We start from the raw sequence: 13,841 nt of genomic DNA on the forward strand, positions 1-13,841 counted from the left end.
CTAGTCTAGAAATTGAGATAAGTCTAGCCCACCAAAGGGATTCATGGATAGATTGCTCTGTTCTTCTAATAATAGTTTTCCTTCGTCAGACTCCAGAAAGGCTTCGTAAACACGCGCTGTCATGCGAGCATCTTCTAAACTATTATGTGATTGACCTTTAAAGCCTAAAAAATTCGCCACAGTTTGCAGTTTGAGGTTGGCAATGCCGTGTAGGTCGGAACTACGACGTTCAAAAGCCTCATCATATAGGTCGACCTTGTACTGGTCACGATAGTCCAAGCCATGCTCCAAGAGAATAGGTAAATCACTCTTGGATGCATTGTAGCCAACAATGGGTAAGTTGCCAACAAATCCCTGAAAGTATTTTAAAACTTGCTCTACTTTTGGCGCATCTTTCAAGGTTTCAGCTGTAATTCCTGTCAAACCATTGATAAAACTCTTTAAAGGCACGCTGGTATGGACATAAGAATCAAAGGCATCTATTTCATGACCATCTTGAAAACGAACTGCTGATACCTGAATTAAATGGGTAACCCCTTCGTGTTGATTGAATTCTAAGTCAAAGGCGATATAGTCTCTTAATTTTTCCATCTTTTACCTCAATTTCGACTCGATTTAAACTACAAATAAGAAAAGAAGCTATTAGGTTAGTGAATAACCCAAACAGCTTCTTTATTTTCCTCCAAATAGGCGAGCAAAAAAGCCTTTTTTGGTTGCTTGGACTTCTTCTTTTGCTTGGTCCAACTCGAGTTTCAAGCTTTCTTGATCCTTCATAGCTTGAAGAGTTAATTGTTGCTGTTGGTCCAATTGTTTGTCCTTTTCAGCAATCTGGCGGTCTTTGATGCGCATCTGCTCATCTTTTTCTGCCAGTTGCTGGTCCTTGGCCTTGAGTTGCTCGTACAAACGAAGAATTTCAGCATTTTTCTCATCGACCAAGATTTCCATCAGTTCGCGTTGTTTGACATCATCACTGACTGGTTCATCTTCAAAAATCGTTTTTTTGTAGATTTCTTCTAGCTTGATTAAGCCACTTCGAGTAACTACAGTTACACCTTTGTCATTTTTTTTCGTGTCCTCTTCTGGAAGTTCTTTGACACGATTGTTGATTGCCTGACGAGATAGTCCTAAGACCTCTGCAATCTCGCTGACGGTCATTTCAATACTCATAATATCCTCTGAAACGTTTTCTAGCTTTTCTTTATTTAAATCTTATCATAAGCAAGAAAAACTGTCAAATTTTGGCTTAATTCAAAGCCTTTAAAAAGGCTAGTAAAACTTGGGCAGAACGACGGCCAGCTTCAATGATAAACTCATCAAAAGAGATAGAGGCTTCGTGATTGGCATTGTCACTCATAGCGCGAATGACGAGGAAAGGTAGGTCAAGAGCCTGAGCCGCTTGAGCAATGGCTGCCCCCTCCATTTCAACTGCTAAAACATCTGGAAAGTGGGATTTGATACTAGCAATTTTATCATCCCCAGCTATAAAGCTGTCTCCTGTAGCAATCAAGCCTAGGTGCCAGTTTTGGTCCAACTGAGATAGACTCTCTTGGATTTTGGCTACAAAGGTTTTGTCTGATTCAAAGTAAAGAGGTTGTTGCGCCATTTGGCCATAAGCATAGCCAAAAGCAGTCACATCCACATCATGGTAGACAAGTTTATCCGCAATCACGACATCACCAACAGCAATCCCTTCAGCAAGAGCACCTGCTGATCCTGTATTGATGATAGCTTCTACTTGGAAGTGGTTAGCTAACACTGCTACACTCATAGCCGACATGACCTTCCCAATCCCACTCTGAACTAGAACAACTTCTGTCTTGCCAATAAGCCCTGTATAGTAAGTATTTCCGAGAACTTGGACTTCTTGAGGTTTATCCAAATTCTGAGTCAAATATACGAGTTCTTCTGGCATGGCAGCAATGATTCCAATTTTCATTTCAAGTCCTTTCAATTACAAGAGTTTCATCGCTAAAATTAACAAAATCAAAAGTAAAATTACCGCAAATAGAATTCTATTGAGTTTTGAATTAAAAACATTTCTCTTAGTGTTCTCAATGCGGCGGCTCTTATGAATCGTTGGTTCTACTTCGATTGTAAGTGTATCTTGACTAAAACCGTGGTCTTTAGAACGTGAATAACCAAAATGTTGTGAAGACGTTGGTAGGATCTTGGTTTCCTCATCATCTTGAAGAGGTGGTCCTGAGATTTTCTCACCTCGGTTGGCACGTTCAATCATTTCGTCTGTTAATAAAGGTTTTCCCATGGGTTTCTCCTCTATTTCTTTTGTAGTTCCCAGTACTGAATCGCCATGATGGTCTTGGCATCACAGATATGACCTGACTGGATCAGATCCTTGGCTTCCTCTAGACTGACTTCTAAAACTTCCAAGGTTTCATCATCATCTTGTGGACGAGGGTTTTCCACCTTGACCAAATCACTAGCAAGGTAGAGTTTTAGTTTTTCGTTGCAAAAACCAATCGCAGAATAGAAATCGTACAAGAGCTCTAACTTAGCTGTGTAGGCAACTTCTTCTTCCAATTCACGAAGTGCCGCTGCCATTGGATCAGCATTTTCACCAAGTTCTAGTTTACCAGCAGGAATCTCATAAGAAACCGCCTCGATAGCCTTTCGGTATTGCTTAACGAGAACGATTTTGTCCTCAGCTGTCACGGCCAGAACACAAACAGCTCCATTGTGAAAAATCAGGTCACGTTGGGCAGTTCCCTTTCCTTCAGGTAATTCCACCTGGTCTTGCACTAGTTTAAAGATAGGGCCTTCATAGATTTCCTTCCGACTAAGCGTTTTTTCTTCAAATTCCATGACAAACTCCTACTGGTTCTTAGGATGATGAGGCAAGCGTGTTGCGTACTCATCTTTGTTAACTTGTCGTCCACGACCGATCGCAATGGCATCAGCAGGAACATTCTTGGTAATGGTTGAACCAGCACCAACGAGAGAATTATCCCCAAGTTCTACAGGGGCGATGATAGTTGAATTTGAACCAACAAAGACATTGTTGCCAATCACAGTCTTGTACTTGTTTTTCCCGTCATAGTTTACTGTAATCGTACCTGCACCGAAGTTAACATGGCTACCTACTTCACAGTTTCCGATATAGGTCAAATGACCAGCCTTGGTCTTTTCACCGATGGACGACCCTTTTACTTCAACAAAGTTTCCAATGTGAACTTGGGAAGCTAAGCTTGAACCTGGACGAATGTGGGCATAGGGACCGACCGTCACACCGTCCGCAACACTACTTTCCTCAATCATAGAATTCGTAATCACAGCTCCAGCTCCAATGGTGCTATCCACGATATAAGTTCCATTTGTTAAAACAGTTTCCGCCCCAATCTTCGTTTGACCTTTCAAGGTAACGTTGGCTTCGATTTGGACTTCAGGAGCAATCTCGACATCAATGTCGATGTAAGTTGCATCTGGATTGACAAAGCTGACACCATTGACCATATGTTTTTGATTAATACGGCGACGCATCACTGCTTCCGCAGTCGCAAGAGCTACACGGTCATTTACTCCAAGACTTTCATCAAAATCCTTGAGAGTATAGGCCCCAACCTTCTCACCCGCATTACGGAAAATACCAATCACATCGGTAATATAATACTCTCCTTGTGCATTGTTAGTGTTGATGTTTTTAAGGGCTTCAAAAAGGCGTTCATTGTCAAATACGTAAGTTCCAGTATTGATTTCCTTGATTTGTTTTTCAAAATCAGTGGCATCTTTCTGCTCAACAATACGAAGAACTTCAGCATTATCGTTGCGGACAATTCGACCGTATCCGAAAGGATTTGCCGCTTCAGCCGTTAAAATAGTCGCTACATTTTTGTGATTGATATGGAAATCCAAGAGATTTTTCAAGCTTTCACCTGTAATCAGAGGAGTATCCCCAGCGATGACTAAGGTATGTCCAGAACGATTTTGGAGAATGGGCTCTGCCATCATGACAGCATGCCCTGTGCCCAGTTGTTCCGATTGAGTGACAAAGTCTGTCTGTCCAGCCAAGACTCGCTCAACTAACTCAGCCTTGTGTCCCACTACGGTAACCGTCTTTTCAGGTTGAATAGCACCAACACTACGAAAAACGTGTTCCAACATCGAAATTCCTGCTACTTTATGAAGTACCTTAGGAAGATCTGATTTCATGCGAGTACCCTTACCCGCTGCTAAAATAATGGCATAATTTGACATACTATTCTCTTTTCTGTAAAAATTCCCTTATATTATACCATAATTTTACTTTTAAAGAACAAACAAACAGGTGCTTTCCTGAAAATCTCCCCTACTTGTCTACATTTCTAGACTGTTTCCTTTGATTTTTTTAAATTTTTACGATAAACTAAATAAGTATGAGAAAACAAATTCATCCAGCTATTATTTTTAGTTTATTTGGAATTTTCATAGCGATTTTACTCCTCAATAGACCAAGTTTTGAGGATCATCCTATCAAAACAAAACCAAATGCTCTTCAAGTTGAAACACAAGCCTTGCATAATCTTGACAAACCCATTATCGACGTCTCTGGTTGGCAAAGACCTGAGGAGATTAACTACGACACCTTATCTCAAAACATTTCTGGTGTTATCGTTCGCGTGCACAATGGGGCTCAGCACACTGAAACAAATGATGCTGCCTTTATCAATGGTGTCGATAAAGCCTATAAAAATCACGTATCAGAATTTCAAAAACGGAATGTCCCTGTGGGGGTTTATGCCTATGTAGCTGGAAAAAGTAAAGAAGATATGGAGAAGGCTGCTGAAGTTTTCTATAATGCTGCTTCTCCCTACAATCCTAGCTACTACTGGTTAGATGTTGAAGAAAAAACAATGTCTGATATGAATGAAGGTGTTGAGGCCTTTCGTTCCAAACTGGCAGCTCTCGGCGCTAAAAACATCGGCATCTACGTTGGGGTTTACTTCATGCAAGAGCACAGTATCAGTACGGATAAGTTCTCTGCTATTTGGATTCCTTCCTATGGAACCAACTCTGGTTATTTTGAAACGAAGCCAAATACCGATCTGGAATATGATCTCCACCAGTACACATCTAAGGGGAGAATTGCAGGATTTGAACATCATTTGGACATCAATTTGATTTCTGCTGACAAAGACAAGGAAGAAACTTTCAGAAAACTATTTTTAAGACCATAAGACAAGTGAAAATAACAAACTTTTTCACTTGTTTTTTCATTTTCTCCCCGTCTGTGTTATAATTGATAGCATAGAGAAAGAATTTTATGAAATTGAGGATTTTATTATGTTTTCATGGATTGCACGAGTTATTAAAGGAATCGTCATCGCATTAGGATTTATCCTACCGGGAATTTCTGGCGGTGTTTTAGCAGCTATTTTGGGTATTTACGAGCGAATGATTGGCTTTCTGGCTCACCCCTTTAAAGATTTTAAAGAGAATGTCCTATACTTTATTCCAGTAGCTATCGGGATGTTGCTAGGCATTGGTTTGTTTTCCTATCCAATCGAGTATCTGCTAGAAAATTACCAAGTCTATGTTTTATGGAGCTTTGCTGGAGCTATCATCGGTACAGTTCCTAGCCTCCTTAAAGAATCTACTCGAGAATCTGATCGTGATAAGATTGACCTAGTCTGGTTCTGGTCTACCTTTATCCTTTCAGGATTGGGTCTTTACGCGCTCAATTTTGTTGTAGGTTCACTCAGTGCTAGTTTTGCAAACTTCATCTTAGCAGGTGTTCTTTTAGCTCTTGGTGTCTTGGTGCCTGGTTTAAGTCCGTCAAATCTACTCTTGATTTTAGGACTGTACGCTCCAATGCTCACTGGTTTTAAGACCTTTGATTTGTTTGGTACCTTCCTTCCCATCGGGATTGGTGCAGGAGCAACCCTCATTATCTTTTCAAAATTAATGGATTACGCCTTGAACAACTATCACTCCCGTGTTTATCACTTTATCATCGGAATTGTTCTATCAAGCACCCTCTTAATTTTGATTCCAAATGCTGGAAATGCTGAAAGTATCCAATATACTGGACTTTCTATTGTGAGCTATGTTCTCATCGCCTTCTTCTTTGCACTTGGTATTTGGCTTGGTATCTGGATGAGTCAATTGGAGGATAAGTATAAATAATGGCAAAGAAAGTTAAGATTAAAAAAACCTTGGTAGAACAAATCTTGACCAAGGCGGGTATTGACCATACTGGTATTCAGATCAACGCGCTTGAGGGTGAACTTCCTTCAGAATATGATCGAACTCATATCTTTAAAACCTTGGCTCTATTAGGGGACAAAACGGGGCCAATTATCGGAATCGTTCCCATAACAGAACACCTCGCTGAGAAAAAACTAGCAAAGGTTTCTGGCAATAAAAAAGTGAGCATGATTCCTCAAAAAGACCTAGAAAAAACGACAGGCTATATTCATGGGGCTAATAACCCCGTCGGTATTCGTCAGAAACACAATTATCCCATTTTTATTGATCAGACAGCTTTGGATTTGGATAAAATCATCGTCTCTGCTGGGGAAGTCGGGCATAGTATCATCATCCGACCTCAAGACTTAGCCAGCTTTGTAAAAGCGGATTTTGCTGATATCTTGGAGGAAAGTAAGTCATGAAACTCTATTTTGTTCGTCATGGTCGCACCCTCTGGAATCTTGAAGGACGTTTTCAAGGTGCTAGTGGCGACTCTCCCCTTCTTCCAGAGTCTATTGATATCCTAAAGCAACTTGGCCAGTATCTTAAGGATATTCCTTTTGATCAGATTTATTCAAGTGATTTACCTCGAGCAGTCAAATCTGCTGAGATTATCCAAAGCCAACTCCAGACCCCCTGTCCTTTAGAAAGTATTCCAGAACTACGCGAATGGCAACTTGGCAAACTTGAAGGTTTGAAAATCGCAACGCTCAATGCCATCTATCCACAACAAATAAAGGCCTTTCGCTCTAATCTGGCTCAGTTTGATACGAAGATGTTTGAAGCGGAATCCCTCTACACTACGACTCAGCGTACTATTCAATTTATCAAATCTCTGAAAGGAAGTCCGGCTGAAAACATTCTAATCGTCGGTCATGGTGCAAATCTCACTGCTAGCCTACGTACTCTTCTAGGCTATAAAGAGGCTCATCTTCGCAAAGAAGGTGGTTTAGCAAATGCTAGTCTGACAGTTTTAGAAACCGAGGATTTTGAAACCTTCACTCTTGAAAGATGGAATGACACTTCCTATCAAGAAAAATAATCGAACTTGATCCCAATGGTCAAGTTCTTTTTAGTTTTCAAAGAATATCCGTGAATTTCTTGACTATTTATGATAAAATGGGAGTATCGTAAAAAATGACTCATCGTATCAAATTTTGAGTAAAATTAGGAGGAACCCATGTCAACAGAACATATGGAAGAACTAAATGACCAGCAGATCGTTCGCCGTGAAAAAATGGCTGCGCTCCGTGAGCAAGGAATTGATCCCTTCGGAAAACGTTTTGAACGTACTGCTAACTCACAAGAACTTAAAGATAAATTTGCGGAACTTGATAAAGAACAATTACATGAATTAAATGAAACTGCTACTATCGCTGGACGTTTAGTAACTAAACGTGGTAAAGGGAAAGTTGGCTTTGCCCATCTTCAAGACCGAGAAGGTCAAATCCAAATCTACGTTCGTAAAGATGAAGTCGGTGAAGAAAACTACGAAATCTTCAAAAAGGCTGACCTCGGTGACTTCCTTGGTGTCGAAGGTGAAGTGATGCGTACAGATATGGGAGAGCTCTCTATCAAGGCCACACACATAACGCACTTGTCTAAAGCGCTTCGTCCGCTTCCTGAAAAATTCCACGGTTTGACTGACGTTGAAACAATTTACCGTAAACGTTACCTTGACTTGATTTCTAACCGTGAAAGCTTTGAACGTTTTGTCACTCGTTCAAAAATCATCTCTGAAATCCGTCGTTATCTTGATCAAAAAGGTTTCCTTGAAGTGGAAACACCTGTTCTTCACAACGAAGCTGGTGGTGCTGCTGCTCGTCCATTTATCACTCACCACAATGCCCAAAACATTGACATGGTACTTCGTATCGCGACCGAGCTTCACTTGAAACGTCTTATCGTTGGTGGTATGGAACGTGTCTATGAAATTGGCCGTATCTTCCGTAACGAAGGAATGGACGCTACTCACAACCCTGAATTCACTTCTATCGAAGTTTACCAAGCTTATGCAGACTTCCAAGATATCATGGACTTGACTGAAGGTATTATCCAACACGCTGCTAAGGCAGTCAAAGGTGATGGCCCAGTTAACTATCAAGGTACTGAAATCAAGATCAATGAACCATTTAAACGTGTTCACATGGTGGATGCTATCAAGGAAATTACTGGTGTAGATTTCTGGCAAGACATGACCTTCGAGGAAGCTAAAGCTATCGCTGCTGAGAAGAAAGTTCCAGTTGAAAAACATTACACTGAAGTCGGTCACATTATCAACGCCTTCTTTGAAGAATTTGTCGAAGAAACATTGATCCAACCAACCTTTGTCTATGGACATCCAGTAGCTGTGTCTCCACTCGCTAAGAAAAATCCTGAAGACGAACGCTTTACTGACCGCTTTGAGCTCTTCATCATGACCAAGGAATACGGTAATGCCTTTACCGAGTTGAACGACCCAATCGACCAACTTAGCCGTTTTGAAGCCCAAGCAAAAGCTAAAGAACTTGGTGACGACGAAGCAACAGGTATCGACTACGATTACATCGAGGCCCTTGAATATGGTATGCCACCAACAGGTGGTTTGGGAATCGGTATTGACCGTCTCTGCATGCTCCTCACTGATACAACCACTATCCGTGACGTTCTACTCTTCCCAACAATGAAATAACCCCTTATCCTCTGGTTTTTGCCAGAGGTTTTTTGATAAGAAAAGAGACTCAATTTGAGGAAAAATTTTAGAAAATCTTTCCAGAATATAGTGAAATGAAATAAAATCTGAACAAATTGATTGGGAAAGTCAAATCAATTTCTAGCAATGTTTTAGAAGTCACAGTATACTATTCCAGATTCAATCCGCTATATTAAATGGATATCATGCTCTTTCTCAATTGATAAAAAGACTACGTTTTGCTAATCAAAACGCAGTCTCATCCACTATTTTATCTCACTGTCCTTCTTGTACTTCTTTGGTTGCTACATCTTCTCCAAACCATTTTTGACTAATTTCTTGGAACTTACCATCCTTGTAAAGACTAGAAAATCCTTCATTTATCTTATTAACCAGAGTTGTATCTTCCTTACGTGCTCCAACTGCAAAAGCTTCTGTTTCTAGTCCAACTGTAAAGACATTATAATCGTTTAAAACGCCTTCTGCTTCTAAATAATAGTTTGCATAGACACGATCAATCAATAGGCCGTCAATTCGATCGTTTTTCAAATCAATCAAGGCTTCATTAAAAGTTTGGTATTGATTCGCTTCATTATTAGCGACAATATCCTTCAAAATCGCTGGCTTTCCTTCAAAGTCCGCATAACCAGATGAACCAGCTTGAGCTCCCAAAGTCTTTCCAGTCATATCTTTTGCAGTCGTGATACCTGACGATTTCTTAGTAACCAATACCTGCTCATTCTTCATATATGAGTTACTGAATGCTACCTTTTCACGACGTTCGTCTGTAGCTGAATAGCCATTCCAAATCAGATCAATCGTTCCTTTTGTCAATTCAGCTTCTTTCAAATCCCAATCAATCGGTTGCCAATTTACCGTAATTCCGTATTTTTCAAAAACAGCTGTAGCTAAATCAATATCAAATCCTGCATAGGAACCATCTTTCTGAGCAAATCCCATTGGAACAAAAGTACTATCAAACCCAATAGTAATAGACTTGTTAGACTCGTACTTAGACCAATTATCTCCACTAGTTTCACTAGAATTTTTCCCACAAGCTACTAAGAACAAAGCAGTCATTAGACTGACTAATACAAGCATCAATTTTTTCATCATTTTTCCTCCTATTTAGGCTCTACTTTTAATAATACATCTGCAATATTTTCAGCAAATTGTAAATCGTGGGTAACCACAATTTGCGTCATCCCAAGTTCCCTATTTTGCAAAATCAGTTTTTCCACTTCCAAGCGTAATTCTGGATCCAAGGCAGAAGTTGGTTCATCGTAACCAATGATTTCTGGGTCAATCATCATGGCACGCGCCAAAGCCACCCGCTGCTTTTGCCCACCTGATAGTGAGAAGGGATAAGCATCTGCGTGCCCTGCTAGTCCTAACTGTTCCAAGAGTCCACGCGCCTTCTTCTCAGCCTCTTCCTGCTTCATTCCCATAGTTTTCACAGGCGATAGGGTCAGATTGTCCAGAACTGATAAATGAGGGAAAAGTTGAAAATCTTGGAAGACAAATCCTAGTAGGTTGCGCTTTTCTAGTTCGTCTAAAGCTAGAGATTCACCGTTATAGTAGATTTCTCCAGAATCGATAGTTTCCAGTCCAGCTAACATACGTAATAAGGTTGTTTTTCCGCCTCCTGATGGACCTACGATTGCGAGGATTTGCTTTTCAGGAATTGATAGGCTGAAATTAGTTAAGATTTGTTTGCCACCAAAGGCCTTGTTGATGTTTCGTAATTCTAACATGGCAACCTCCTATCTATAGTAACTGTACTTCTTCTCAACTTTTTTGGCAAGGATAGTCACGATACCAATCAAAATCAAGTAAATTGCTCCTGCCAAGAACATAGGAATCAGACTAGCATCACGGTTGGCTGCTGTACGACTAGCCAAAATCAAATCTGAAATACCTAAGGCATAGACCAAAGAAGTATCCTTGACCAAACTCATGACTTCATTAAATACACTAGGTAGAACAATTTTGGTCACCTGTGGTAAGATAATATAGCGCACTGTGGCAAAAGGGCTAAACTTCAAGACCTTAGCAGCCTCATATTGACCCTTAGGAATGGTATCAATCCCCCCACGGAAGATTTCAGCAAAGTAAGCTGCATAATTCAAAACAAAGGCAATAATAGCCGCAGGAAGGCGATCCAAACGAATCCCAATATTTGGGAGCACATAATAGATAAAGATCAATTGCAAGAGCAAGGGTGTCCCCCGCATGATCCAGATATAAATGTTGATCAGATAATGGAGGAGTTTCCAATGGACTTGCAAGGCAAAAGCAATCAAAACGCCCAAGGGAATAGAAAAAATCAAGACCAATACAAAAACCTGTAAAGTCATGCTTGCACCGCTCAATAAACTCGGTAATATCTCAAACAAATAAGACATACTGCACCTCCTAAAAATAATTATTCCTATTATAGCATAAATAAACAATTTAGCAAGGGTTATTGTAAAAAAATTCTGTTTCCTTTTGAAAATAAAAAAACCGCATCCATCAAAATGACTAGATACAGTTTTGCTTTATAGGATATTTTTAAAGTGTTTCTAGCAGTTCTTGCATCTGAACATCATCTGGAATCAGTTTTAAATATACCTCTGCTTGCATCTTGGCTTCTTCAAAATACCCTAATTCACGCAAGAGATAAGTATATTGCTCCAGAAACTCTGGATTGTCCTTGAGGTCAGACGACAGTTCTTGATAGAGCTCATAGGCCTTATCTAAATCCTCTATTTCCTGGTAAGAACGTGCAATCATCCACTTGGTCAGGACGTTTTCAGGTTCTTGACTTTGGAGAGCGATAATATCCTCAAACCGCTCTTGTTCCATATAAATGGTTGCGAGACGAAGGATAATCTCTTCTGTATCTTCTGCATCTTCTTTGGCAGTAAGGAGAAACTGCTCTGCAGCACCAGAATCATGCAATTCATACGAAAACTGTGAGGCTGCTAGCAAGAGCCGAGTTTCAAACGGATTTTTCTCCAAACCTTGTTTAGCGATACGAAGGGCCTCTTCCACCTGATGTTCCTTGTGTAAAGCTTGACTATAACCATACTCATATCCTTCAAAATCTGGTGAAATGGTATCAATCTGCTTAAAGTAAAGAACAGATTTTTGGTACTCTTCTTGGTCAAAGTAAAGACTAGCTAGTTCAAAGGCAGTTTGGTCATCGTATTCTAGTTCCAAGGCTTTTTCTAAAAACTCTGTAGCAGCTTCAAACTTGCCTAACTGGGAATAAGCGTAGCCGATTCGCTGATAGGTTGAGACACCCGTTTGCTCATAGATGGAGCGATTGTCTAATTGAGCATAGCCCTGAATGGCTTCCTGATAATTCCCTAACTCGCTATCCAACTCAGCCAAACCAAAAACTAATAAGGGATCGTCTGAGTAGTTTAGGGCTTCCAGTAACTTTTCACGCGCTACATCTGTCAATCCCTCCAACTGATAGAGGTCTGCCTTCAAGGCCAAAGCCGATACATACCAGTCACTTTCAGGTGTGATTTCCTCAAGGTAAGCAAATGCTTCCTCAACATTGCCATCCTCGCTAGCAATACTTGCTAAGTTCAGATTCACCTCTGGAAATTCTGTAACAATATTTTGGTAAATTTCTTTTGCTTGAGGATAAAAGCCAATTCCCTCAAGATAGCTTGCTAGTTCGTAAAGAACTTCGCTTGAATCTGTTTCGAGGGCTTTGTGAAAATACTGATCCGCCTTGGTTAAATCCTGTTCATCCAAAGCCTGGAGCATGCGTTGACTATTGTTCACTCTTGATTTCCTCCCCTTCCTCTTCATACAGACCGCTGACTTTTTTATACCAGTTAAAGATAGCCGAGATAACGACCTTGGCAGAAGCATAGACAGGAATTCCCAGCAAGACTCCCCAAATACCAAACATAGAACCTGAAGTTAGGAGAACAAAGAGGACATTGATCGGATGGATATTTAGCTGACTACCTAAAATAAGCGGAGAAACGAAGCGACCTTCAATCGTTTGTTCAACAATAAAGACAATAATTACTTTCAAAAGCATCACAGGTCCTGCAATCAAGCCCAAAACCAAAGCAGGAAGCATGGCAAGGAAACTACCTAGATAAGGTACTAGATTGAGGATACCAGCCGTTACACCTAGAGTGACAGCATATCTGAGACCAATAATCTTAAAGAAGATAATAAACATAATCGCCACGATAATAGCAACTGTAACCTGCCCTCTAACGTAGTTTGACAACTGTTTATTAACATCTGACAAAACTTGTCCGACAGGTTCTTTTAACTTGTTTGGGATAAATTTAGTTAGGTAATCCCGCAAGCCTTTCCCATCTCTCAAAAGATAAAAGAGCATAAAAGGTACGATAATGACCGCTACAATCACCTGAGAAACGCTACTGATAAAGGCGCTGACCCAGTTAACGGCTTGAGAAGAAATTTTGCTGGCCCATATCGTTGCTTCTGTAGAAACATTTGCAAGAACCTGCTCCAACTGCGGTCTAAAATCATCTGGCAAGCGTTTGGTTACAAGGTCATTGATAACCATATCAGCATCCTTAAGATAAGTCGGCACATTCTTTGCAAAATTTAAGACTTGGCGTTGGAAATTTGGAATTGCGACTGCCAGACCCCAAATGATAAAGAGTCCAATAATGACAAAAACAATACTAATGGCAAGGACACGATTGATCTTGTGTTTCTCCATCCAGTCAACAATCGGATTGAGGAGGTAGTAAAGTAAACCAGATAAAATAACTGGCAACATGACAACCCCTAAAAAATCCAAAACGGGTAAAAAGATAAAACTAATCTTACTTAGAATGAAAATGTTTAGCCCCAGTAACAAGGTTACTAAAAATACAGTGATAGCTTTGTTATCTAAAAACCACTTGAAAAACCAAGATAGGCTAAAATGTTTCTCTTTATGTTCCATAAATACATCCTTTCTGTCATTCTTTCATTATACCATTTTTAATCTGAAATA

Annotated in this window: 16 protein-coding genes; 5 read left to right on the forward strand and 11 right to left on the reverse strand. The window is 40.1% G+C overall.

Annotated elements, in window-relative coordinates; genetic code table 11:
- From EJF26_RS03205 to glmU, 6 genes are all read right to left on the reverse strand, one after another.
- Window positions 1-591: a 3'-5' exonuclease gene (locus EJF26_RS03205; protein WP_000413622.1), complete on the reverse strand. Its 591-nt coding sequence runs from the start codon at window positions 589-591 to the stop codon at window positions 1-3.
- A gap of 81 nt (window positions 592-672) precedes the next feature.
- The gene (gene rocS, locus EJF26_RS03210; RefSeq protein ID WP_000021247.1) at window positions 673-1,167 is read right to left on the reverse strand and encodes a chromosome segregation protein RocS; all 495 of its coding nucleotides are present in this window, start codon (window positions 1,165-1,167) and stop codon (window positions 673-675) included.
- Between the two features lie 76 nt (window positions 1,168-1,243).
- Window positions 1,244-1,936, reverse strand: coding sequence for a 5'-methylthioadenosine/adenosylhomocysteine nucleosidase (locus EJF26_RS03215; protein WP_004246174.1), 693 nt, complete (start codon window positions 1,934-1,936; stop codon window positions 1,244-1,246).
- Between the two features lie 15 nt (window positions 1,937-1,951).
- Window positions 1,952-2,263 (reverse strand): cell wall synthase accessory phosphoprotein MacP, encoded by a 312-nt coding sequence (macP, locus tag EJF26_RS03220; protein ID WP_000517871.1) that lies wholly within the window; start codon window positions 2,261-2,263, stop codon window positions 1,952-1,954.
- Between the two features lie 11 nt (window positions 2,264-2,274).
- Window positions 2,275-2,820, reverse strand: coding sequence for an NUDIX hydrolase (locus tag EJF26_RS03225; protein ID WP_000393803.1), 546 nt, complete (start codon window positions 2,818-2,820; stop codon window positions 2,275-2,277).
- Between the two features lie 9 nt (window positions 2,821-2,829).
- Window positions 2,830-4,209, reverse strand: a complete 1,380-nt coding sequence (gene glmU / locus EJF26_RS03230) for a bifunctional UDP-N-acetylglucosamine diphosphorylase/glucosamine-1-phosphate N-acetyltransferase GlmU (RefSeq protein ID WP_000073768.1) — start codon at window positions 4,207-4,209, stop codon at window positions 2,830-2,832.
- 158 nt (window positions 4,210-4,367) lie between these two features.
- On the opposite strand from glmU, the gene EJF26_RS03235 reads away from it, so the two are divergent.
- The 5 genes from EJF26_RS03235 to lysS all read left to right on the forward strand — a co-directional run bounded on the left by EJF26_RS03235 (window position 4,368) and on the right by lysS (window position 8,851).
- Entirely contained in the window at window positions 4,368-5,168 is an 801-nt protein-coding gene (locus EJF26_RS03235; RefSeq protein WP_001231216.1) for a glycoside hydrolase family 25 protein, read from the forward strand.
- 106 nt (window positions 5,169-5,274) lie between these two features.
- Complete coding sequence (locus EJF26_RS03240) at window positions 5,275-6,117, forward strand: DUF368 domain-containing protein (RefSeq protein ID WP_000493296.1); 843 nt, start codon at window positions 5,275-5,277, stop codon at window positions 6,115-6,117.
- A complete protein-coding gene (locus EJF26_RS03245) occupies window positions 6,117-6,602 on the forward strand; it encodes an aminoacyl-tRNA deacylase (protein ID WP_001085908.1) in 486 nt (161 codons plus the stop codon). The genes EJF26_RS03240 and EJF26_RS03245 overlap by 1 nt, the downstream gene beginning before the upstream one ends.
- Window positions 6,599-7,222: a histidine phosphatase family protein gene (locus EJF26_RS03250; RefSeq protein WP_000780801.1), complete on the forward strand. Its 624-nt coding sequence runs from the start codon at window positions 6,599-6,601 to the stop codon at window positions 7,220-7,222. The genes EJF26_RS03245 and EJF26_RS03250 overlap by 4 nt, the downstream gene beginning before the upstream one ends.
- 138 nt (window positions 7,223-7,360) lie before the next feature.
- The gene (gene lysS, locus EJF26_RS03255; RefSeq protein WP_000102438.1) at window positions 7,361-8,851 is read left to right on the forward strand and encodes a lysine--tRNA ligase; all 1,491 of its coding nucleotides are present in this window, start codon (window positions 7,361-7,363) and stop codon (window positions 8,849-8,851) included.
- Window positions 8,852-9,127: 276 nt separating this feature from the next.
- Here lysS and EJF26_RS03260 read toward each other — a convergent pair whose 3' ends face one another.
- The 5 genes from EJF26_RS03260 to EJF26_RS03280 all read right to left on the reverse strand — a co-directional run bounded on the left by EJF26_RS03260 (window position 9,128) and on the right by EJF26_RS03280 (window position 13,790).
- On the reverse strand, window positions 9,128-9,964 hold the full coding sequence (locus tag EJF26_RS03260; protein ID WP_025168928.1) for an amino acid ABC transporter substrate-binding protein: 837 nt from the start codon (window positions 9,962-9,964) through the stop codon (window positions 9,128-9,130).
- A gap of 11 nt (window positions 9,965-9,975) precedes the next feature.
- A complete protein-coding gene (locus EJF26_RS03265; RefSeq protein WP_000891749.1) occupies window positions 9,976-10,605 on the reverse strand; it encodes an amino acid ABC transporter ATP-binding protein in 630 nt (209 codons plus the stop codon).
- A 9-nt stretch (window positions 10,606-10,614) separates the two neighbouring features.
- On the reverse strand, window positions 10,615-11,256 hold the full coding sequence (locus tag EJF26_RS03270; protein WP_000120844.1) for an amino acid ABC transporter permease: 642 nt from the start codon (window positions 11,254-11,256) through the stop codon (window positions 10,615-10,617).
- Window positions 11,257-11,404: 148 nt separating this feature from the next.
- On the reverse strand, window positions 11,405-12,634 hold the full coding sequence (locus tag EJF26_RS03275) for a tetratricopeptide repeat protein (protein WP_004246128.1): 1,230 nt from the start codon (window positions 12,632-12,634) through the stop codon (window positions 11,405-11,407).
- Window positions 12,624-13,790, reverse strand: coding sequence for an AI-2E family transporter (locus EJF26_RS03280; RefSeq protein WP_004245974.1), 1,167 nt, complete (start codon window positions 13,788-13,790; stop codon window positions 12,624-12,626). The genes EJF26_RS03275 and EJF26_RS03280 overlap by 11 nt, the downstream gene beginning before the upstream one ends.
- Window positions 13,791-13,841 lie beyond the last annotated feature (51 nt).

This window comes from Streptococcus oralis subsp. dentisani, assembly GCF_007475365.1.
GTDB classification, from domain to species: domain Bacteria; phylum Bacillota; class Bacilli; order Lactobacillales; family Streptococcaceae; genus Streptococcus; species Streptococcus mitis_AX.